This window comes from Bifidobacterium longum subsp. longum JCM 1217, from assembly GCF_000196555.1.
In the GTDB taxonomy this organism is placed as follows: Bacteria; Actinomycetota; Actinomycetes; order Actinomycetales; family Bifidobacteriaceae; genus Bifidobacterium; species Bifidobacterium longum.
This window is the reverse complement of sequence record NC_015067.1, coordinates 1561979-1583672: the sequence shown is the minus strand read 5'-3', so window position 1 is coordinate 1583672 and position 21694 is coordinate 1561979. Positions and strand designations below refer to the sequence as shown.

Annotated in this window: 17 protein-coding genes, 1 pseudogene and 1 riboswitch; of the genes and pseudogenes, 12 read left to right on the top strand and 6 right to left on the bottom strand. The window is 57.8% G+C overall.

Translation table 11 applies throughout. From position 1 onward, the window contains the following. Positions 1 to 6: 6 nt before the first annotated feature. From BLLJ_RS06900 to thiD, 3 genes are all read right to left on the bottom strand, one after another. Positions 7 to 1386, bottom strand: coding sequence for an MFS transporter (locus tag BLLJ_RS06900; RefSeq protein WP_007058690.1), 1380 nt, complete (start codon positions 1384 to 1386; stop codon positions 7 to 9). A gap of 505 nt (positions 1387 to 1891) precedes the next feature. Continuing rightward, positions 1892 to 2269, bottom strand: a complete 378-nt coding sequence (locus BLLJ_RS06895) for a thiamine-binding protein (RefSeq protein WP_007053312.1) — start codon at positions 2267 to 2269, stop codon at positions 1892 to 1894. A 50-nt stretch (positions 2270 to 2319) separates the two neighbouring features. Beyond that, complete coding sequence (gene thiD / locus BLLJ_RS06890; RefSeq protein ID WP_007055440.1) at positions 2320 to 3129, bottom strand: bifunctional hydroxymethylpyrimidine kinase/phosphomethylpyrimidine kinase; 810 nt, start codon at positions 3127 to 3129, stop codon at positions 2320 to 2322. Positions 3130 to 3256: 127 nt separating this feature from the next. Between thiD and BLLJ_RS06885 the strand changes: the two are divergent. After that, positions 3257 to 3521: pseudogene (locus BLLJ_RS06885) on the top strand (ATP-binding protein); the annotation flags it as partial. A gap of 114 nt (positions 3522 to 3635) precedes the next feature. Here BLLJ_RS06885 and thiC read toward each other — a convergent pair. Further along, positions 3636 to 6389 carry a phosphomethylpyrimidine synthase ThiC gene (thiC, locus tag BLLJ_RS06880; RefSeq protein WP_011067965.1) on the bottom strand — a complete coding sequence of 918 codons (2754 nt, stop codon included), beginning with the start codon at positions 6387 to 6389 and terminating at the stop codon, positions 3636 to 3638. Positions 6390 to 6471: 82 nt separating this feature from the next. After that, on the bottom strand, positions 6472 to 7416 hold the full coding sequence (locus BLLJ_RS06875; protein ID WP_007053316.1) for a hydroxyethylthiazole kinase: 945 nt from the start codon (positions 7414 to 7416) through the stop codon (positions 6472 to 6474). Beyond that, a riboswitch (TPP riboswitch) is annotated at positions 7407 to 7515 on the bottom strand. (Overlaps the previous gene by 10 nt.) 336 nt (positions 7516 to 7851) lie before the next feature. Between BLLJ_RS06875 and BLLJ_RS06870 the strand changes: the two genes are divergently transcribed. The 10 genes from BLLJ_RS06870 (at position 7852) to BLLJ_RS06825 (ending at position 17863) form a co-directional block, all read left to right on the top strand. After that, positions 7852 to 9324 (top strand): glycine--tRNA ligase, encoded by a 1473-nt coding sequence (locus tag BLLJ_RS06870; RefSeq protein ID WP_007053317.1) that lies wholly within the window; start codon positions 7852 to 7854, stop codon positions 9322 to 9324. Between the two features lie 144 nt (positions 9325 to 9468). Continuing rightward, the gene (dusB, locus tag BLLJ_RS06865) at positions 9469 to 10713 is read left to right on the top strand and encodes a tRNA dihydrouridine synthase DusB (protein WP_007053318.1); all 1245 of its coding nucleotides are present in this window, start codon (positions 9469 to 9471) and stop codon (positions 10711 to 10713) included. A 111-nt stretch (positions 10714 to 10824) separates the two neighbouring features. Further along, positions 10825 to 12036, top strand: coding sequence for a cell division protein FtsZ (gene ftsZ / locus BLLJ_RS06860; protein ID WP_007053319.1), 1212 nt, complete (start codon positions 10825 to 10827; stop codon positions 12034 to 12036). Between the two features lie 12 nt (positions 12037 to 12048). Beyond that, positions 12049 to 12528 carry a cell division protein SepF gene (locus tag BLLJ_RS06855; protein ID WP_007053320.1) on the top strand — a complete coding sequence of 160 codons (480 nt, stop codon included), beginning with the start codon at positions 12049 to 12051 and terminating at the stop codon, positions 12526 to 12528. A 121-nt stretch (positions 12529 to 12649) separates the two neighbouring features. Further along, positions 12650 to 12952 (top strand): YggT family protein, encoded by a 303-nt coding sequence (locus BLLJ_RS06850; RefSeq protein WP_007054068.1) that lies wholly within the window; start codon positions 12650 to 12652, stop codon positions 12950 to 12952. Between the two features lie 139 nt (positions 12953 to 13091). After that, positions 13092 to 14471: a DivIVA domain-containing protein gene (locus BLLJ_RS06845; RefSeq protein ID WP_007055428.1), complete on the top strand. Its 1380-nt coding sequence runs from the start codon at positions 13092 to 13094 to the stop codon at positions 14469 to 14471. A gap of 21 nt (positions 14472 to 14492) precedes the next feature. Then, on the top strand, positions 14493 to 15041 hold the full coding sequence (gene lspA / locus BLLJ_RS06840) for a signal peptidase II (RefSeq protein ID WP_007053323.1): 549 nt from the start codon (positions 14493 to 14495) through the stop codon (positions 15039 to 15041). Further along, positions 15041 to 16003: an RluA family pseudouridine synthase gene (locus BLLJ_RS06835; RefSeq protein ID WP_007054072.1), complete on the top strand. Its 963-nt coding sequence runs from the start codon at positions 15041 to 15043 to the stop codon at positions 16001 to 16003. The genes lspA and BLLJ_RS06835 overlap by 1 nt, the downstream gene beginning before the upstream one ends. Before the next feature lie 315 nt (positions 16004 to 16318). Next, on the top strand, positions 16319 to 16792 hold the full coding sequence (locus BLLJ_RS06830; RefSeq protein WP_225090357.1) for a DUF4143 domain-containing protein: 474 nt from the start codon (positions 16319 to 16321) through the stop codon (positions 16790 to 16792). A gap of 204 nt (positions 16793 to 16996) precedes the next feature. Next, positions 16997 to 17863 carry a YihY/virulence factor BrkB family protein gene (locus BLLJ_RS06825; RefSeq protein WP_074710155.1) on the top strand — a complete coding sequence of 289 codons (867 nt, stop codon included), beginning with the start codon at positions 16997 to 16999 and terminating at the stop codon, positions 17861 to 17863. A gap of 27 nt (positions 17864 to 17890) precedes the next feature. Here the strand turns inward: BLLJ_RS06825 and BLLJ_RS06820 are convergent, their stop codons facing one another. Next, positions 17891 to 18937 (bottom strand): helix-turn-helix transcriptional regulator, encoded by a 1047-nt coding sequence (locus BLLJ_RS06820; RefSeq protein ID WP_007057559.1) that lies wholly within the window; start codon positions 18935 to 18937, stop codon positions 17891 to 17893. Between the two features lie 83 nt (positions 18938 to 19020). Here BLLJ_RS06820 and BLLJ_RS06815 point away from each other — a divergent pair, with 83 nt between their 5' ends. Then, a complete protein-coding gene (locus tag BLLJ_RS06815) occupies positions 19021 to 21657 on the top strand; it encodes a PHP domain-containing protein (RefSeq protein WP_012577187.1) in 2637 nt (878 codons plus the stop codon). The last annotated feature ends 37 nt before the right edge of the window (positions 21658 to 21694 follow it).

The following is a 21694-nucleotide window of genomic DNA, read 5'->3' as shown; positions in this document are numbered from 1 at the left end:
AACCGATCACCCAACCGACTTCTGCGCAGTCTCCGCGCCAAAGAAGCCGACAATCAGCATCGATGCAATAGCAATCGCGCTGATGGCCACAAAGATGGACGTGGCACCAAGCGAGGTAAGCATCCAGCCCACCACCATCGGCATCAACACATTGAGCAGCTTGGCCACGGCGTTCGCGAAGCCGACGCAACGGAAGCGAACCTTGGTGGCGAACAGTTCCGGAGCGTACACAGCCACCACGGAAGCCATAAGCACGTACAGGCACATCATGAGCAGGAAGCCAACGATAATTGCGCTCACGGTAGAGGTCTGGAAGGCATACATCAAACCGAACACGCCAGTGAACAGGAAGGCCGGCACAATCGTGCGCTTGCGGCCGATACGGTCGATAAGCAGAGAGCCAATCAGGCAGCCGACCGGGGCACCGAGCATCATCACCGTGGAGGTGAGCAGCGAGCTGGACAGGTTAATACCACGCTTGACCAGAATCGTCGGAACCCAAGAAGTGAAGGCGTAGGAGCACACGTTCGTGGCGGCCACAGCAACCACAGCCACAAGCAGGCAGATGCCGAGCGAACGGCCTCCGGCGTTGCGGGTGTCGCTGGTGTCGGCCTTGGCGGCTGCGTCGATCGGTTCGGAACCGTTGGCCTCAAGCTGCTTGACGATGGCGTCGGCCTCATCGTAACGGCCGCGCACGGCGAGCCAACGCGGGGATTCGGGGATGTCGCGGCGCAGCCACCAGATGATGGCGGCCACCAGGCCGATGGCCACGAACAGCGGACGCCAGGACCAGCGGGGGATGATCCATGCACACAGCAGCATAGCGATTGGCACACCGCAGTTGGCCACGAGCGAGACAATCGCGCACCAGTGGCCACGGCGGTTCATCGGTGCGAACTCGTTGACCATGGCGAAGCCGGTGACGATTTCAGCGCCGAGGCCCAGGCCGGCACCCAGACGGCACAGGGACAGCACAGCCATGTTCGGGGCGAATGCGCCGAGGAAGGTGAAGCCGCCAAACAGCAGCAGGTTGATTTGGTAAGCCACGCGGCGGCCCTTCAGGTCACCGACGAAGCCGGCCAGCAGCGAACCGACCAGCAGACCCAGGAAGCCCGCGGACATAAAGGTGGAATTTTGCGCAACGGTGGACCAGCGGGTAGCCAACGTGCTGGAGGCGACGGCGCTGCCAATATATACGTCGATGCTGTCCATCAGCATGCCAGCGGCGACCAGCGTCACGATGCGATGGAACATCGGGGTTTCATGTGCGCGATCCATGCGCGAGATAATATCCTGAACCTTGGCTTGATCCGTCACGGTGGTACGTGCTTGTGCGTTTTCCATAGCCGCGGGATTGCCGGAAATCTGCTGTTCAGCAGCAGTCATATTTGAGCCCTCTTCTTGCAAACCTGCCCGCGTGCAACTGCTCAATGGTGTTGCGGCGAGCGAACTCTTGATTGGACTGTGTGTTCCGTTCGCCCTCCCATTGTGTGGGATGAACGACGTTTGCGATCCAAGTCTTGAATTCTACGTAGCGAGCCAATCGTTGTGAGATAGCTCACTACATGGGGCTTAACTATAGGTTCGATTTTGTGGCACGCCGCGTTGCGGTCACATCGTGAACGATAACAGAGGTTGTGACGCTCCTATATATGCCCCACTTACGCTCTTACCCCGTCGAAAGAAGGCAGAACCGTGATTCCCATGGGGCGGTAAAACACTCATGGGGCGGTATTTGGCCCATGGGGCGGTTAGCGGATTTTGCCTTTCCGCAGAATAGAGCCGTTTTCGACTACCGCCCCATGAGGGTTTTACCACCCCATGGGTGAGCTACCGCCCCATGAAACGTGTAATAACAAAGCATGCCCTTGCTGGTGGAAGCGATGCTTTGCTACTTCGCCTGCTTGTCGGCGAGGATCTCATCCACCAGCTTGGGCTTTTCGGTCAGCTGGCCGGTGAAGCCGGGGCGGATATCCATGTGCAGCACCAGAGAAGTGCGGTAGCCCTGCTCGGCGAGCTTCTTGGCGGCCTCACCGGCCACCTTGAGCACGTCGTCCAGATCGCCTTCCACGTTGGTGAACAGGGCGTTGGTTTCCTGCGGCAGGCCGGATTCGCGAATCACCTCGACGGCCTGAGCCACGTATGGCGAAACCTCGGAGCCCACGCCATTGGCCGACACCTGAATGGCGGCCACGGTATTGAGGTACGGTTTGCCGGTTTCCGGGTCGATCGGCACTTCCTGAGTAACGGCATTACGGTCAATAATCATAATTCTCCTTTTATTACTTGGCTCCCCTCAGAGAGGAGAGCCAGTAGGACTCAGCGATACTTCCAGAAATGATCCATCGGGCCGGAGCCGTGGCCAAGATTCAGCTGGGCCTTCAGTGCACCGGTCAGATACTTCTTCGCATGCTTGATGGCCTTGGGCAATGTGTCGCCAAGCGCCAGATACGAGGCGATGGCGGAGCTCAGCGTGCATCCGGTGCCGTGCGTGTTCGGATTATTGATACGCGCGCCATCAAACCAGGTCACGGTTCCATCCGTCTCGGCAAGCACATCGTTGGCATCCTCGGTGCCATGACCACCCTTGACCAGCGCGGCACAGCCATAACGCTCCACGAGGCGGTGGGCGGCGGCCTCCATATCCTCCTGATCGCGAATCAGCGTATCGGTCAGCACTTCGGCCTCGGGAATGTTCGGAGTCACGACCGTGGCCATCGGGAACAGCTTGCCGGTCAAGGCCGCAATGGCATCGTCACTGATGAGATTGGCGCCGGAAGTGGCCACCATAACCGGGTCGAGCACGATGTTCGTGGCGTGATGGAAGGTGAGTCGTTCAGCGATGACGTCGATGATGTCAGTGGCAGACACCATGCCGATTTTCACCGCGACCGGCGGAATATCCTCAAACACCATGTTGATCTGGTCGGCGAGAATGTCCGGTTTGGTATCCTGAATGGAACGCACGCCGGTGGTGTTCTGTGCGGTGAGCGCGGTGATGGCGCTCATGCCGAACACGCCGCAGGCCAGCATGGTCTTCAGATCGGCCTGCATGCCGGCACCGCCGGACGAGTCGGAGCCGGAGATCGCGAGAACAGCGGGAAGTGTAGATGTTGCAATTTGTGCCATAGTGTTCATTCTAAGTGGGGCCCATGATGTTTTTCGGAGCGGTTTTCCTTGATGTTTTGCCGCTCCTGTGGTGAGACGGGGAAGGTTTGCTGATTGCGATTGATTCATGAAATGTTCGGGAGGAGACATGGCTGATAACGATGTACTGCGCCGTGACGGCGTCTTGGTGCGCATCACCGGAACTCACCGCATATTTTGGCGTAATGCCTAACGGACACACCACACAGCTCACATTTCCGCGTCAGGAAGTGTTCGATGTGGGCGACGTGTTGCTCGTCGGTACGGATTTCTATCGCAAAGTGCCGCATGATGTGTGGCCGTTGAAGCCCCGTGTGGGCATCGTGCGCCGTGCGCTCAACGAAGGCGTGGTCCTGGAGACTTCCGACGGCCTCGGTCCAGATGGCGCACACTTCGGCACCGCCTTCGAGCGAGTCGAGCGTCGTCCCGAATTAAGACACCACCGGGCATAATAATTGGCTCCCCTCAGAGAGGGGAGCCAGAGAGGTTTACTCCTGGGCGGTGGAGTAGAGCTTGCCGCCCTGGGCGGTGTACTTTTCGCTCATCGCATCCATGCCGGCGAGGATTTCTTCGGGGCTGAGCACGTTGGCGGACACCACGCCGTTATCGACATTGGCCTTGGCCGTAGCCAGTGCCTCGGAGTCGATGCCTGCAGCAGCCTCCTTCACGATTTGCTGCTGAGCGGCCTCGCCACCGAATGCCTTGCGGATGTTCTGGGAGATGGCCATCGAGCAGAACTTCGGGCCGCACATCGAGCAGAAGTGCGCCATCTTGGCCGGCTCGGCGGGCAGGGTATCGTCGTGGAAGGCGATGGCGGTGTCCGGATCGTAGGACAGATTGAACTGGTCGAGCCAACGGAACTCGAAGCGAGCCTTGGAAATCGCATTGTCGCGATCCATCGCGTGCGGGTGGTGCTTGGCGATGTCTGCGGCGTGGCAGGCGATCTTGTAGGCAATCACGCCCTGCTTCACATCATCCTTGTTCGGCAGGCCGAGGTGTTCCTTCGGGGTCACGTAGCACAGCATAGCGGTGCCGTAACGACCGATCTCGGTGGCGCCGATAGCGGAGGTGATGTGATCGTAACCCGGAGCGGTATCGGTGGTCAGCGGTCCGAGGGTGTAGAACGGGGCGTTGTGGCACACGGCCTTCTCCAGCTCGATGTTCATGCGTACGGTGTCGAACGGCACGTGGCCCGGGCCCTCGATCATCACCTGCACGTCCTTGGCCCAGGCGCGCTCGGTCAGCTCGCCCAGAGTCATGAGCTCGGAAAGCTGCGCGGCGTCGTTCGCGTCGGCTAGGGAGCCGGGGCGCAGGCCATCGCCCAGAGAGAACGCCACGTCGTACTTGGCGAAGATGTCGCACAGCTCGTCGAAGTGCGTGTACAGGAAGCTCTCCTGGTGGTGGCGCAGGCACCAGTCGGCCATGATGGAGCCACCGCGGGAGACGATGCCGGTCACGCGGTTGGCGGTCAGCGGCACGTAACGCAGCAGCACGCCGGCGTGGATGGTCATGTAATCCACACCTTGCTCGCACTGTTCGATTACGGTGTCGCGGAACAGTTCCCAGCTCAGCTTGGAGGCATCATCCTCGACCTTTTCGAGGGCCTGGTACATCGGCACGGTGCCGATCGGCACGGGGGAGTTGCGAAGAATCCACTCACGGGTGGTATGGATGTCGTTACCGGTGGACAGGTCCATCACGGTATCGGCGCCCCACTTGGTGGCCCACGTCAGCTTCTCCACTTCCTCATCGATGGAGGAGGTGACGGCCGAGTTGCCCATGTTGGCGTTGAGCTTGGTCAGGAAGGCGGATCCGATAATCATCGGCTCGGCCTCGGGGTGGTTGATGTTGCAAGGCATCACCGCGCGGCCGGCGGCCAGCTCGGAGCGCACGAGCTCCACATCGCAGTTCTCGCGGGTGGCCACGTACTGCATCTCCGGGGTGATGATGCCGTGGCGGGCGTACCACATCTGGGTGATCGGGTGGTCCTTGGCACGCATCGGCTCATGCTTGCGTCCACGCCATTCCTTGGTGGCGCGGCCGCGCTTGATGGCGCGCTTGCCATCGTCCTCAAGGTTGCGGCGGCGGCCCTCGTAGTCTTCGATGTCGCCGCGGTCGCGGATCCAGTCGAGACGCAGGGGCTTCAAGCCTTCCTTCGGGTCGCACTTGGGGCCTTCGGTGTTGTAGTCGTGGAACGGCGGGTTCGGGCCCACGCCGGGCGTGTCGCTCAGCTTGATTTCGGTGTACGGCACTTCCAGGTCGTAGGAACCATACTGATAGGTGAACGGTACGGACTTGGTCTTGCGGATGTGCGCCTTGTCGCGCTGCTTGGAACCACGGGCGGCGATGTCCACGCGCTGCTGCTTGGCAAGCTTCTGGGCATCCTTGGCGTCCTTGGCGTTGGTGAACTTCTTCTCAGTGGCCTCGGAACCGGGCTTCGCGGCCCCTTCCTGAGCAGCCTGAGTGTCAGTAGCGGGGGTGTGGGTTACGACGCGCGGAGCGTAGCCGTGCTTCTTGTCGCCGCGGACGGCCTTCCAGCCTTCGACCATGGTGCGCGCGGCCTCTTCCGGGTTCTCGGCACCCGCGATGGCGGAGACCACGAACCAGCCAGCAGCCTTGGTATCGGCGAGCATGGCCATATCGGCTGCGGTCACGCCGCCGCCCACGACCACCGGGAATTCGCTGGCAACGCAGATGGTGTTGATCTGGGCGGCGTCCAGCGTCTTGCCGGAGCCGTCGTTGCCGCCCACGGAAGCCTCGGGCTTGGTGGTGGAGACGTGCAGAGGACCGGCGCCAATGTAGTCGATGCAGCCGTCGGGCAGCTCGTTGATGAGCCGAACGAGGCTTTCGGTCTCAGCCGACAGACCCACGATGGCCTCGTCGCCGAGCAGGGCGCGGGCTTCGCGCGGCTCCATGTCGGTCTGGCCGATGTGCACACCGTCCACCTTGATGCCCTTGCGGCGGGCCTGCCACACCACGTCGGCACGGTCGTCGATCACAAAGGCCACGGAATCGGACTTCTCATTGTCCTCGATGATTTGCGCGATGTCGCGAGCCATGTCGGTCAGCTCAGAGGCATCGGCCTCCTTGGCGCGCAGTTGGATGAAGGTTGCGCCGCCGTGCAGAGCCTGATCCACCACGTCGGTCAGCGGACGGCCTTTGCAGTCCTCCGGCCCCACCACGAAGTACGCGGACAGGTCGAAGCTGTCGCGCATGGAGGCGTATGGGTATTCATTACTCATTATTATTCCTGCTTTTGTTGTTTCTTGTGGAAGTCTTATTGGAAAAAACTGTTATGAGCTCCCTCATCAGAGGGAACTGAAACTACTGCACCAAAATCTCGGATTCCGCCACCTGTTCGGCGGTCACATTCCACAGCGCGTCAAGGAACGCAACTTGGAACGAGCCCGGTCCGTGCGAAGTTGTATCGGCCACCTCTCCCGCGCGGTTGTACAGCAGAGACGCGGACAGGGCGGCGGTCAACGGATCGGAGACCGCCAAATACGTGGCAGCCACGCCGCCCAGCGAGCAGCCGGCACCGGTGATCTTGGTCATCATCGCGCTGCCGCCCGGCAGTCGGTACACGGTTTCGCCATCGGTCACCAGATCGGCGATGCCGGACACGGCCACGGCGCAGCGGGTGGAAGCGTCATGGGAGGAATGCTTGGCGTGCTGTTCGGTCAGATACTGTGCCAGCGCCACCGCCGCGCCGGTTGCGGACTCCACGTCGTCGACGGATTCCACTCCGGCGGGGCGGTGCTCGGAAGCGTCCCCCACGGTTTCGGTATTGAGCCCCCACATGTTCGCCAGCGCGATTACCTCGGATGCATTCGCGCGAATCATGGTCGGGGGAGCGGCCTTGAAGGCCTGAAGAATGGCGGTACGGGTGCGGCCGATGCCGGCGGCCACCGGGTCGAGCACCCACGGCTTGTCCAAGTAGTTGAGTCGCTGGGCGATTTCGGGCAGTGCGTCCTTATAGAACGGCAGCAGCGTGCCCACGTTGATGTAGTTCGCGCCCGCGATTTTCGCGGTTTCGATCACGTCGTCCGGCAGGAAACTCATGGCCGCAGTGCCGCCGGCCGCCAGTTGCGCGTTGGCAACCAAATTGATGGTCACAAAATTGGTGAATGACTGGGCCAACGGAGTCGTCTCGCGTACGCGGCGAACGGCATCGGCGATATTGTCACGGATGGGTGAATCGGCTGGAACCGGAGTCCCGGCGGTATAACCGCTGGACACGCCGGTAAACGATGATGCACTATTGCTCATTTACTGCTCCCTACGATGGTCTTAACCAACAGGTTCTAAGGGTCAGGCTCAGGCCTTTCTCAACTCGCGAACCACATGCGAGTTCCCCTGCATTACAGTGCCGACGCTATGCGCCAACATGGACATTATCGTGACGGATTTGTTCGATACGTGTCGTCAGGTCTGGCGCGTCCCCGTCCATTCGTGATACATAGACGCCTCCGCCGAGCAACATCTCCCGAATTTGTGACGCTGACGCGATGTCAGTGGCACAAATTCGGGAAGGGTAAAACAACAGGAACAATATGGAGGTGTTGCGATATAGGAATCGCTGCGAACGGCCGCTCGTGAGACGCGGAACATATACCGGACAATGCCGCCTGACCTGTCACCATATACGGCTATCCTGAAGCGGTTGTTATTAGACCCCAAACCGTTCAAACCAGAAGGTGCATTGTGGCTCAGTCCAAACTCGATGAAGTCGTATCCCTTGCGAAGCGTCGCGGCTTCGTGTTCCCCGCCGGCGAAATTTACGGCGGCACCCGTTCCGCTTGGGATTACGGCCCTCTCGGCGTCGCTCTCAAGGACAATATCAAACGTGAATGGTGGCGCTCCATGGTCGTCACCCGTCCTGATGTCGTCGGTGTCGACACTTCCATCATTCTGCCGCCCGAAGTGTGGGTGGCGTCCGGCCACGTGAGCGTGTTCAACGATCCGCTCGTCGAGTGTCTCAACTGCCACAAGCGCAACCGCGCCGACAAGCTCGAGGAATCCTACGCCGAGAAGCACGGCGACAAGATGCCGGAAAACGGCATGAAGGACATCGTCTGCCCGAACTGCGGCACCCGTGGCCAGTGGACCGAACCGCGCGACTTCAACATGATGCTGCGCACCCACCTCGGCCCGGTCGAGGACGAGAACAGCCTGCACTACCTGCGTCCGGAGACTGCACAGGGCATCTTCGTGGACTTCAAGAACGTGATGACCTCTTCCCGTTCCAGGCCGCCGTTCGGCATCGCCAACATGGGTAAGTCCTTCCGTAACGAGATCACCCCGGGTAACTTCATCTTCCGCACCCGTGAGTTCGAGCAGATGGAGATGGAGTTCTTCGTCACGCCCGGCACCGATGAGGAATGGCACCAGTACTGGATCGACGCCCGCACCCGCTGGTACATCGACCTCGGCGTCAAGCCGGAGAACCTGCGCCACTACGAGCATCCGAAGGAGAAGCTCTCCCACTACTCCAAGCGCACCGTGGACATCGAATACAAGTTCGGCTTCCAGGGTTCCGACTGGGGCGAGCTCGAAGGCATCGCCAACCGTACCGATTACGATTTGAGCGCGCACTCCAAGCACTCCGGCGAAGACCTGAGCTACTTCAACCAGGCCACCGGCGAGAAGTACGTGCCGTACGTCATCGAACCGGCCGCCGGCCTGACCCGCTCCCTGATGTGCTTCCTCGTGGACGCCTACGATGTGGACGAGGCCCCGAACACCAAGGGCGGCGTTGACAAGCGCACCGTGCTGCGTCTCGACCCGCGTCTGGCCCCGGTCAAGGCCGCCGTGCTGCCGCTGAGCAAGAAGCCTGAACTGCAGACCGTGGCCCAGAACCTGGCCGACGACCTGCGCTTCAACGAGTGGATGATCGACTACGACGAGTCCGGTGCCATCGGTCGTCGTTACCGTCGTCAGGACGAGATCGGCACCCCGCTGTGCATCACCGTGGACTTCGACACCCTCGAGGACCACGCTGTGACCATCCGTGAGCGTGACACCATGGCCCAGGAGCGCGTCGCTCTTGACAAGGTGGCCGATTACGTGGCCGCCCGCATCGGCGAGAAGCGCACCCGCGTGCCCCTGAAGCCTGTGGAAATGGGCGGTGAGCCTTGGCCTGAGTCCGGCGTTCAGGAAGCCGGCGGCCTGTACTAAGCCGGAGTCGCACAACTTGGGCTCCCCTCTGTGGGCTGAGCCGTAAGGAAGACATCCCAGTGGGCTGTTTGTAGGCGAAGTGGCGGCGATAGACGCCGGGGCTCCTCTCTCAGGGGAGCCCCTACTTATTTTCTTAGGAATCACATGGCACAATCCGAATCCGAAACAGTGCTCACCGAGCATCACGAGACCGACAACCTCGACCCACGTACGGACGCGCCGGCGCGCCCCGGGACCCCGGTGCATATCGCCCCGGTCCAACTCGGCAACATCACCGTGCCGACCCCGGTGGTGCTCTCGCCGATGGCGGGAGTGACCAACTGGCCCTTCCGCGTGATTTGCGAGGAATATGGTCCCGATGGACTCTACGTGGCCGAGATGATCACCGCTCGAGCCCTCGTGGCGCATAACCCGAAAGCACTGCGCCTCTGTCATTTCGCCAAAAGCGAAAAAATCCGTTCACTGCAGTTGTACGGCGTGAACCCCTCCATCACCGAACAGGCGGCGAAAATCGTGGTCGACGGCAACATGGCCGACCATGTGGATCTGAACTTCGGTTGCCCGGTGCCCAAGGTCACTCGTCGAGGCGGTGGTTCGGCCTTGCCTTGGAAAACCGACATTTTCACTGAGCTATTACAGCGCGTGGTCGCCGTATGCGAGCCGGCGGGCATCCCCGTCACCGCGAAGATCCGCGTCGGCATCGACCATAACCATGAGACCTTCCTCGAAGCCGGACACATCGCGCAGGAGGAGGGCTGCAAGGCCGTAACCCTGCATGCCCGTACCGCCGCCGAATACTATGGCGGTCATTCCGACTGGTCCCGCATCGGCGAGCTCAAGGAACACCTCAACATTCCGGTATTCGGCAATGGCGATATCTGGGGTGCCGAGGATGCGCTCGAAATGGTGCGCGAGACCGGCTGCGACGGTGTGGCCATCGGCCGCGGATGCCAGGGCCGGCCGTGGCTGTTCGCCAACATCAAAAACGCCTTCGAGGGCAATCCCGAACGGCTCAACCCGAATCTGGGCGAGGTCTGCCGCGTGATTCACCGTCATGCCGAGCTGCTTACCGAGTTTTATGAGGGCGATGAGATGATGGCCGTCCACGATCTGCGCAAGCACATCGCCTGGTATCTGAAAGGATTCCCGGTGGGCGGCTCCACCCGCAAGGCCTTTATGGAATGCGAGAGCCTGGCCGATGTGGACCGCGAGATCGGCAAGCTCGACCCGACTATCGAATACCCGCCACGCGTGGTCGACAAACCGCGCGGCCGCGTGCGTTTCGCCAAGAAGGTGCACTTGCCGTATGGCTGGTTGGAATCGCGTACCACCACCCACGAAGAGCGTGAGGCGCTCTTCGGTGACGACCCAATGGACGCCAGTTACTGAGAAAATACTGAAAATACACGCAACACGCGCCATTCTGCGCGTGAATTTCCCTCCAAGAGTAGCCTGTTTGCGCTACTCTTGGGTGTAACCGTGAAGTGACAGGAGCCAAACGTGAGCGAGATCGCGCAGAATGAGTTCAACGACAAGACCAACATCAAGGTTGTTGGCGTCGGCGGTGCCGGCGGTAATGCCGTCAATCGCATGATTGCCGAGGGATTACAGAATGTTGAATTTGTGGCGGTAAATACCGATGCGAAGGATCTTCTGCGCTCTGATGCGGATGTCAAGATTTCCCTTTCCGATAAGTCCAGTCGTGGTCTCGGTGCTGGTGCCGACCCGGAGCGTGGAGCCAAGGCGGCCCAGGACCACCAGTCGGATATCGAAGAGGCGCTTAGGGGTGCCGACATGGTGTTCGTCACCTGCGGCGAGGGCGGTGGCACCGGTACTGGCGCCAGCCCGATCGTCGCTCGTGCGGCTCATCAACAGGGTGCTCTCACCATCGCGGTTGTTACTCGTCCGTTCAGCTTCGAAGGCCCTCAGCGTTCCGCTTCCGCCGAATACGGCATCGACAACCTGCGCAAGGAAGTCGACGCGCTGATCGTCATTCCGAACGATCGCCTGCTCGAGCTTTCCGACCGTTCCATCGGCATCATTGAGGCCTTCAAGACCGCTGATACCGCACTGCTTGCCGGTGTTCAGGGCATCACTGACCTGATTTCGATGAACTCCTATATTCACGTCGACTTCAACGATGTGAACTCCATTCTTCGTGGTGCTGGTACTGCGCTGTTTGGTATCGGTTCCGCACGGGGAGAGGATCGTGCCACGCAGGCCGCCGAAATCGCCATCAGCTCTCCGCTGCTTGAGGAAAGCATCGAAGGCGCACACGGTGCGCTGATCAACATCGCCGGTCCGACCGACCTGAAGTTGCAGGAGGCCTCTGCTGCCACCGAACTGGTGCGCAAGGCGATTCACCCTGAAGCCCAGATTATTTGGGGTCTTGCTCTGGACGATGCTTATGGCGATGAAGTGCGTGTCACTGTTATTGCTGCTGGTTTTGACCCCGTCGCCGCTCAAGATGACGACACTCAGAGCACGGTGACGCCGGTTGTGCCAACCGCCGCCGATCCTGCGACTCCCGTGGCACAGCCAGCTCCAGCACCGGCACCGGCTGCACAGCCCGCTGCCACTGCCCAACCGGCATTCACACCGGCTATCGGTGACTCCGCATCGTTGCCTTTTGATGATCCGACTTCCGCTCATCCGAATATCGCCGTGAACGATCCGGCTGGCGATCTCGACATCCCTGACTTCCTGCGCTGAAAGGATTGATCCATGGCTGGGTTCATGAAAAACGCGATGTCCTATCTGGGCATGAGTGACGTTGTGGACGATGAGGACGACTACATCGAGGAGGACGAGGAGCAGAAGCCGGCTTCGAAGTCCGCATTTGATTCCGACCATACGGTCACGCCGCTGGCGTCAACCACCGCGCCTGCCGCATCGTCGACTACCAAGCCGTTCCCCGGTGGCCGTGTGAACAGAATCACCACCATCCATCCGAAGTCATATGAGGATGCTCAACTGGTCGGCCGCGCATTGCGTGACGGTGTTCCGGTCGTACTGAATCTCACCGGTGTGGCCGAAGCCGTGGCATATCGCATCGTGGACTTCTCCGCCGGCGTGGTGTTCGGCGTGCGTGGTTCCCTCGAGCGTGTCACTCCGCGCGTGTTCCTGTTGAGCCCGGCGCAGGTGAACATCAAGGTCGAAGAGCCGACAAAACCAGCCTCGGCACACGATTTGTTCGCTGACTGACCGGTTCAGTAGTTTTCGCATTCGACGTTATATCGGTATTCGGCCGACTCCCAGCAAGGAGTCGGCCGATTCTTATTGTGCTCCGAGCAAACTTTTCATGCGCGGTTGTTAGTCTGTCAGCATGCTTTCCTTAGTGTTCTCTCTGATCGGCCGCATTCTTGCATGGCTCATTAACGCGTATATCACGGTTCTGTTCGTGCGCATGATTCTGGACTGGGTCTCCGTTCTCGCACGAAACTGGTATCCACGTGGTGTGGTGGCCCAGCTGATCAATATTGTGTATTCCATTACCGAACCCCCTCTGCGCTGGCTACGTCGCTATATTCGCCCATTGCCGCTCGGTTCGATTTATCTTGATGTCAGCTTCATTGTGCTGTATTTTGCGCTGGTGGTACTGGAAAGTGTTGTTCTGATAGTGTTCTGAGGCCGTTTTTGACCCGCCGGAGGCATATATCTGGCATAAAAACCCACGTCGAATGTTCTGAAACGATGGGGTCGTGATAGCATTCTGACTTGAGACCAACGTAAGTGCGGGCGATGCCCCAAAGCGAGGTGCAAGATTTATGGCTCTGTTGACGCCGAAGGATATTAGGGAGCACACCTTCCAGACTGTTCGATTCAAGGAAGGTTATGATGTCGACGAGGTCGATGACTTCCTTGATCAGGTCACGGAAACCGTCGAGGCTCTTGGACGTCAGGCGGTAGCCGGCGGTCAGGCCACCCAGACTCTGGGTCCTGACGTGACCAACCTTAATGCGAAGATCTCCGATCTTACCGGTCAGGTGCAGCAACTCGAGTCGGAGAATGCTGGTTTGAAGAACGCTGTGGCTCAGGCCCAGCAGGCCGTTCAGGCTGGCAATGATCAGGCAGCACAGCTTGTCTCTGCCAAGCTCAGCGAAGCCGAGGAATCCAACCGCGCGCTGTCCTCCCAGAATGAGCAGCTCAAGGGTCAGGTCGATCAGCTGAACGCTCAAATCGATCAGCTCACCGCTCAGGCTGCTCAGGCCTCCGGTGACCAGGAGGCTGTCGGTCAGCAGATCGCCGCCATTCAGCAGGAACGTGATCAGTTCCGCGCGGCCAACGAGGAGCTGTCCCGTCAGCTCGCCGCTGCTCAGCAGCAGGGTTCCGCCGCTCAGCAGCAGTCCGCTCAGATCGCTGAGCTGTCCCGTCAGCTCGAAGAAGCCAAGCAGCGTGAAAACCAGCTTCGTGCTCAGGTTTCTAAGGTCGAGCCGAGCACCGAGACCGGTTCTCTGCAGAAGATCGCTGGCGCCGCTTCCATGCCGGGCACCGAGCCCGAGCGCGCCACCGCCATGCTGACCCTGGCTATGCAGCTGCACGATCAGTACGTGGAGAAGGGCAAGAACAAGGCCAAGGAAATCACCGAGGCCAGCCAGAACAAGTACAACGATCTGGTCACCAAGGCCAACAACTACTCCGAGCGTACCCGTTCCGAGGCCGACGACTACTCCACTCGTACTCGTTCCGACGCCGACACCTATTCGGATCGTACCCGCTCCGAGGCCGACGCTTACCGTGACCAGACTCACGCGGATGCCGAGACCTACTCCCAGAACACCCGTTCTGAGGCCGACGCATACTCCGTCAAGACTCGTCAGGATGCGGACAACTACTCCAAGTCTCAGCACGATGACGCTGACAACTACGAGAAGGAAGTACAGCAGCGTGCCGCCGAGTATGACAAGAACACTCGTTCCGCGGCTGATGCGTACGACAAGAACACCCGCTCTGCAGCCGATACGTATGCCGAGCAGGTGCGCGACAACCTTCAGGCTCAGTCCAAGGTCGTCGAGGGCAACATCCAGAGCCTCAAGCAGTTCGAGACTGAATACCGCGCCCGCCTCACCGAGTACCTCGGCCAGCTGGCATCGCAGGTTTCCGAGTCGAACAACTACGTCGACCAGACCTCGTCCAAGACCAACTGAGCGTAGGCAGGTACAGGTCGTATGACGAACCAACAGGGACGGCTGCGCACCCGCGTGGCCGTCTTTGCATGTGTGGCCGCGGCTGCGCTGATTGTCGATCAGCTCACCAAGGCTTGGGCGATGGCCGCGTTATCCAACGGTCAGACCATTCGAGTGATTCCCGGACTGCTGTCCTTCACCTTGGTGCGTAATCCGGGCGCGTCCTTGGGCATGGGATCAGGCGCTACTTGGGTAATCAGTCTGTTGGCCGTTGTGGCTTGCGTGGCCCTTGCTGTGGCTGGGGTGCGCACTGTCTCCATGAAATGGTCGGTGGCGATTTCTTTCGCGTTTGCAGGCGCTCTGGGCAACCTGATTGACCGTGTTATGTACGCTGACGGCTTCCTCGACGGCAAAGTGGTGGATTTCCTTAACTATGGCTGGTCCGTTGGCAATGTGGCGGATATCTATCTGGTAGTCGCCGGTGTGGTCCTGGTGATTCTGATTCTTATGGGGGAGCCGTTCTCACACAAGGATCTCATCGAGCAATCCGACGAATCCCTACAGTCTGAGCCGGAGGCGGACGCCAAGTAATGAGTCGAATAGTCCCTGCTCCCGATGCATTGGTGGGTAAGCGTTTCGACGTAGCCGTGGCCAAAATGCTGGGTATTTCACGATCTAAAGCCGCCGATCTGGTTGACTCCGGGCAGGCGCGCGTTTTAGGACGTGAAGTTGCGCGGTCCAGCACATTGCAGGCGGGGGAGACCGTCGAATTTGATTTGGCGGAGGAACAGGCCGAGCCTGAGCCTATCGCAACTGATATGGCCGTTGTCTACGAAGACGATGATGTCGTTGTAGTCGATAAGCCTGTAGGCGTGGCGGCGCATGCCTCGGTTGGCTGGACCGGTCCAACCGTGCTCGGATCACTGCGTGACCGCGGCGTGCATATCACTTCCTATGGTGCGGCCGGGCGTGAGGGCATTGTTTCTCGCCTTGATGTAGGCACTTCCGGCTTGATGTTGGTGTGCAAGTCCGACCTTGCGTACACCGAGATGCGTCGGCAGTTCGCCGAGCATGAGGTAAAGAAAACCTATCATGCGCTCGTGCAGGGTGGTCTTAAAGAGAACAAAGCAACCATTGAGGCGCCGATCGGGCGCGCCAAAGTGTCCGATTTCCGCTTCTGCGTGACTCCGGCCGGCAAACCGGCCGTTACGCACTGGGATGTGCTGGAGCGTTTCGGCCATGAGGCCACTCTGGTATCCGTGAATCTGGAGACCGGACGTACTCATCAGATTCGCGTGCATTTCTCCTCGATTGGGCATCCCCTGTGCGGCGACCCCATGTATGGTGCCAATCCGGTGCTGTCTGAGGCCTTGGGACTTGACCGGCAGTGGCTGCACGCCATGAAGCTCGAATTCCGTCATCCCCGCACCCGCGTCTGGACCACGGTCCGGTCCCAGTACCCGGCCGACTTGGCTGCCGCACTCGATGCCATGCGTGCCCGACACATCGAACCCGCTGAACCTGCCGAATATGCCGAAGTTCTGGTGGACTAATTCCGCGACGTGTGCATCATGCGTTTTAATATTTAGATTCAGTTCCGGCTTCGCCGGATTCATCCCAGAATAACGAGAGATCGGTCATGATGGCTCTCCGTCATGACCATACCCCAAGTGACTGCTGATGCTGAGTACCATTCAGGCCAATGGTCGGTAACCGTACGTGAATTACCGGTATTTCCGCTCAACGTGTCTCGGTACTCCAGCGTGAAGTGAACAGAAATGAGCCAAAGCAGTAATGAAGCCGGGCGGTATATGCCATCCGGATTGCAGAATCTCCTGCTGATAAAAACCGTTTCCTAGTCGTTGACCGTGCCCGTTCCGACGACGATCGCGGCCTACGACGCGTTCATCCTCTACCCGGCCCACCGATACGACATCAAGGGCAAGAGGATTCTCAAGCAGGAAAAGAAGTACTATGCCGTGGACTTGGGGATGCGACGTATCCTGTGCTCCAACAACGTGCGGGACATCGGACGCCTCCTCGAGAACGTGGTGTTCCTCGAACTGATGCGCCGCGAGGGCGACGTATATGTCGGACAGAGCTCCGGCAGCGAGATCGACTTCGTCACGAACGGGCCAGGCGGACGTCGGTACTACCAGGTCAGCGAATCGGTGCACGATTCGGCGACGCTGGATCGGGAGCCGTCCTCGCTGCGCGCCGTGCGTGACAACTATCCCAAGACGCTGATTACGCTGGATGACGAACGGCCCTACTCCCACGAAGGCATCCGACAGATATACGCGCTTGACTGGCTGTTGAACGAAGACCACAAGAAACAGTAGATACTAGGGCGGCCAGCGGGTTAGCAAGACATCAGTTGGTGAGGACTGCTGACATTGCACTCCGACGGATGAATTGAATACTCATATGGTATCCGATTCTGAACAATTGAGTGGGGGCGTTGATGGTTGCCATCGTTTGAGCTGGCTAAATGCGATTTCGCGCCATGCTGTTTCAACAACGGTGGCAACAGCTACAGTTGAACTATGCATGGGTTGAAGAGTGCGATTGACAGGGGAGCGGACGCGTGGGCACGTTCGCTGCCTGGGCGCGTGCTCGACCGGTATGTGTCGCGGAGCGGCCCCCTGCTGGCGAATGGTCTGGCATATGGTCTGCTGTTCGCCTTTTTTGCCGGCGTCTGGATTGCGGTGAGCGTGTTCGGCCTTATCATGGTCGGCAACATTGATTGGCAGCAGATGCTGATTGACGCGGTGCGTGAAGTCATTCCCGGTGTGGCCGACTCGTTTCTGACGTCTTCCGCGCTAGGCGCCATGTCAAGCGCATTGACGTGGACCGGTCTGGCCACGTTGGCCATATTCTGGTGGACAGTGACCGGCTGGATGAACTCGCTGCGCCACGCCGTACGGGCCATGTTCGACGACTGCGGCGACGAGCTCAATATCGTCGTCGCAAGGTTACGCGATACGCTTGCCGCCATCGCCATCGCAATACTGTTCATTCTTTCGACCGCGGCCGGTACGGTGTCCGGCGGCATCGTACGCCGACTGCTGCAATGGGGCGGCATCCCCAGCAGTTCGTTGCCCGGCACCGTGCTTTTGGAGATGACCGGTTTCGGTACCGGCGTCGCGCTGAATTTCGCGTTGTTCATGTTGCTGCTGCGCGTGGTCTCCCACATCAAAGCCGGACGATTCACGATACTCGGCGCGTTACTGGGATCTCTGACGGTTTCCGCAATGCAGCTTCTCGGTGCGCGACTATTAGCCGGAGCCTCCCGGAATCCGATGCTTGCCCCGTTCGCCGCGTTGATCGGCGTGCTCATTTGGTTCAACCTCGTCGCCCAGGTCATTTTGCTCTGTGCCGCCCTCATTGCCGAGTGTCGACAAAAGAGCTGAGCGTTGGTGAGAATATAGCGGGACTAGCTAGTCTCGATACTTTTCTAGCAAAGATTCGCCAGTATCTCGCAGCATAATGCGTAAGGATTGTGGTTCAAGGACTTCAATGAGGCGCGAATCGGCATATTGCAATGCCCACCACAAGGTCGCTAATTCGTTGGCCATGATATGCACGTCGTATTCGTTGGCGCTGATTTGAGTGACCTTGGCGTTGTCGAACCAGTCGTACAAGGGCTCCAGCGTGCCGGTAATACGCAGGTGAATCGGTACTGCTGCGCCGTCCATGGGGTAAGGGCGTTCGTCCATATGCTCTTCGATGTTGAACGGCGTTCCCGGAATCGGACTGAAGCTATCCAGTGAGCGATTGAGCGCATGATCAGTCTCCTCGACGTAAAGGTTGCGGAAACGTTCTACGTGCAGATACGAGAGACTGTCATGCTGATGCATGTGGCAAATCAGATAGTATTTGTTGTTCTTGTACATCAGATGGTACGGATCGGCTTGGTATTCTTTGATTTCACCCGCATTGTCGCGGCGAGGAACCAGATTGCCATCAATGTCATAGGTGCAGTAACGGAATCGAATTACTCGTTCGTGTTCGATGGCATCGTTGAGCATTTCGATATTGTTGAGAAACTCGGTGTTGTAATTCTTTGGCGTAGTGAGCTGCCTCAGACCGCGCAATTGGCCCGACTTGCCCGCGAACGTATAGATTTTGGCGATAAGGTCGCTCAGATATTCGCTGTCAGACCGTGATATTACCGCGCCGTCCGCAAGCAGACGCATCTGGGCCGTATCAAACACCGGTTCAATGTACCATCCCGGCTTTGGATCAGCGCTTTCAGCAGAGAGCAGGTCTCGACGCTCCAGATGCTCCACCCGACGGCCGAATGGTTGCATGTCACGCAACGCCTTGAGATGCCCTCGTACGGTCTTTTCCGAAACGCTGATGCGCTTGCTGATCTCAGTGGCAGTAATCCCGTGCTCGCGGTCTGTATGCGCATCCAGCAGTTCGAGAATCTCGATGACAATCTGCGCAGTGGAAGGTGTTGCTTGTTGCGATGAGACGGCCATCATGTTCCTCTCGCTGAGTATCGAGACTGCTTCAAGAACCAGTAGATAATTACCGTTGATTGTAGCGCGGCAGGAAACTGAACATGCAGCCGATTCGAATTCGAAGCAACCATGACTATGGAGGCGGTGCTCTTATGCGGGATTTCGTTAATTTGCATGTACATAGTGACTATTCGCTGGCAGATGGTGTCTCTACTGTGAGCGAGCTGATGAGTGAAGCGCAACGATTAGGTCAGCCAGCAATTGGTCTGACTGATCACGGCAGTGTCGGCGGTTTGATGGAGTTCTGGAAAGCAGGACGTCAGCGAGGCATTAAGCCGATTTTGGGTGTTGAAGCATACGTAACGCCAGAAACTGGCCGCACGGATACGAGATGCGTATCTTGGGATAATTCGTGGAAAGAGAGGAATACTCGAAGAAGTGTTACTTGTGTGCCTCATGATCCTTATGATGTCAGCGGTGGTGGGCTGTTTACTCACTTGACGCTATGGGCAGAGTCCGATGAAGGTCTTGTCAATCTCATGAAAGCATCTTCCGTGGCGAATCTCGAAGGTCTGGTCTCGCGTTATCCTCGCATGGATAACAATGTCTTGTCATCATTTGCAAAAGGACTTATTTGTGGGTCGGGCTGCATGTCTGGAGCCATTCCGACAAGATTGTTGCTTGGACAATTTGATGAAGCGTTGCGAATGGCCGGTGAACTACAGGATATTTTCGGTCGAGATAATTTCTTTATAGAAATCATGGATCATGGTTTGTCCATTGAGCACCAAATCAGGAATGATCTAGTGGAACTGGCGAAACGAATTAATGCGCCGTTAGTCGCAACTAGTGATGTGCATTATGCAAAGCGTGATGACAGTCTAAAACATGATGTGCGTATATGCATTGAAACAGGTGATGTGATGGATGGTCCTCATCGTTTCAAGTTTGAAAGCGAGGAGTATTATTTGCGTTCATCTGCGGTTATGCGGTCTCTGTTCTCCGATGTGCCTGAAGCCTGCGACAATACGTTGCTCATAGCAGAGCGGTGCGATACCGGATTTTGTGTAGCGGAAGATGGCTCATTAATGCCGCAGCATGTTGGTGCTGATGGCCGAGCGTCGAGTGAAATTCTTCAAGGGGAAGTTGAAGGATGGCTGCAAACGAAGTATGGAAGCATACCGGATTCAGTGTGGAATCGTGCTCAACACGAAATGGCTGTGATTCGTGAAACCCATGCTGAAGAATACTTGATGGCCGTCGCATATTGTACGAATCGATTGCGAGAAGAGGGGCATTTGGTCGGGCCCGGGAAGGGGATATTGGCTCGCAGCCTTGTCGCCTATGCGCTGGGGATTAGTGAGATTGATCCCATCGAATACGATTTACCCTTTACTGATTTTCAAGATTCAGTCTTTCCTACAGCTGTTTTGCAAACGGAACGGGGACTGTCCAGGCGGGTATTGCAATATCTATGTGACCGATATGGGAATGGTTATGCAGCTGCTGTAATTGCATACAGCCGTTTTAACGATGCCAAGGCAGTGAAAGATGTGTCGCATGTATGCGGATATCAACGGTTCTGGGATGCATCCTCGGCTGAGGTTTGGTTGCAGGATAACGCCAAGAAGTCTATTGCGGATGGGTTGAAAGACTGTATATATGACTGTTCCGTTCGCAGTGATGTGTTGGCTCTTTGCAACAAGCCCCTTGCCGAAGTAACGTCCATTGTTCGTTTTCCTTCGGGGGCAGAAAGCACCGCGTTTGATGCAAAAGGCTGTGATGAACTTGGGCTTCCTCGTCTCCGTATTGCAGGTTCGAGAGTTTTGCAGGTGGTGCAGGATGCCCTTCGATTCATACCGGATTGCAATGTGCCGCAAGTATGGGACGATTCTTGCAGTTCGTTGGATGAGAGCCGTGTGTATGACTTACTGTCCGCGGGCTATACGGCCGGTATTCCATTCTTGGATGGAATGAAGAGCGAACTGATGCAGCAGAAGCTTACCTCTTTTGCGGAGCTAATTGACATATGCCATAGCAGAGGTGCCGACCGCGCAGATGCTGTTGCTCGTGCAATGTTCGCATACCGTGTCGCCTATGTGAAAACGTTATACACAATCGAATTCATGACCGCAATGTTGAATAGTTATAACGAGGATGGCGCTAGAGCGAAACTGGAAAGTATATTTGAAGAAATGTACTGTTTAGGTATTCATGTAAGAATGCCAAACATTAATCAATCTCAATATTATGCGACAGCGTATTCCAGTACCGGTGACGATGAGAAATCGGCATATGGAATTCAGCTCGGTTTTAATGCGATACGGGGCATTTCGGAACAATTGGCAGAAGAAATCGTTTCAACCCGTAATAAAGGCAGTGCCTATCGCAGTTTTAATGATTTTATACGTCGTGTTTCATTGGAACATTGCAATGCAGGGAATGTCAATTACCTCATTAGAGCCGGTGCTTTTGATTGCGTCAACCCCTGCAGGAAGGCTCTTGCCCAATGTGGCAATGACCTTATCGAGGCGGAAAGGCAATACAGAGCAGCACAATCCCATGGACAGGGTGATTTATTGCAGGATGTAATGGATGCAAGTCCTTGTGCGCAAAAGAGTACAGATGAAGTCGTCCCTAATGGTTCGGATTGGGATCAAACCACTCGGCAACAGCTCCAGTGTGAGTCTTTCAAATGGCCAATAGGACGTGCGATTGAACAATATGTGTGTGCTTAGACGGCAATGTGATACTACGAAATCACTAGGCTTGCGT

Coding starts and splice junctions, on each gene's coding strand:
- BLLJ_RS06900 (WP_007058690.1), bottom strand. CDS start 1,386: ATGACTGCTGCTGAACAGCAGATTTCCGGCAATCCCGCGGCTATGGAA.
- BLLJ_RS06895 (WP_007053312.1), bottom strand. CDS start 2,269: ATGATTATTGACCGTAATGCCGTTACTCAGGAAGTGCCGATCGACCCG.
- thiD (WP_007055440.1), bottom strand. CDS start 3,129: ATGGCACAAATTGCAACATCTACACTTCCCGCTGTTCTCGCGATCTCC.
- thiC (WP_011067965.1), bottom strand. CDS start 6,389: ATGAGTAATGAATACCCATACGCCTCCATGCGCGACAGCTTCGACCTG.
- BLLJ_RS06875 (WP_007053316.1), bottom strand. CDS start 7,416: ATGAGCAATAGTGCATCATCGTTTACCGGCGTGTCCAGCGGTTATACC.
- dusB (WP_007053318.1), top strand. CDS start 9,469: ATGGCACAATCCGAATCCGAAACAGTGCTCACCGAGCATCACGAGACC.
- BLLJ_RS06855 (WP_007053320.1), top strand. CDS start 12,049: ATGGCTGGGTTCATGAAAAACGCGATGTCCTATCTGGGCATGAGTGAC.
- BLLJ_RS06850 (WP_007054068.1), top strand. CDS start 12,650: ATGCTTTCCTTAGTGTTCTCTCTGATCGGCCGCATTCTTGCATGGCTC.
- BLLJ_RS06845 (WP_007055428.1), top strand. CDS start 13,092: ATGGCTCTGTTGACGCCGAAGGATATTAGGGAGCACACCTTCCAGACT.
- lspA (WP_007053323.1), top strand. CDS start 14,493: ATGACGAACCAACAGGGACGGCTGCGCACCCGCGTGGCCGTCTTTGCA.
- BLLJ_RS06835 (WP_007054072.1), top strand. CDS start 15,041: ATGAGTCGAATAGTCCCTGCTCCCGATGCATTGGTGGGTAAGCGTTTC.
- BLLJ_RS06825 (WP_074710155.1), top strand. CDS start 16,997: ATGCATGGGTTGAAGAGTGCGATTGACAGGGGAGCGGACGCGTGGGCA.
- BLLJ_RS06820 (WP_007057559.1), bottom strand. CDS start 18,937: ATGGCCGTCTCATCGCAACAAGCAACACCTTCCACTGCGCAGATTGTC.
- BLLJ_RS06815 (WP_012577187.1), top strand. CDS start 19,021: ATGCAGCCGATTCGAATTCGAAGCAACCATGACTATGGAGGCGGTGCT.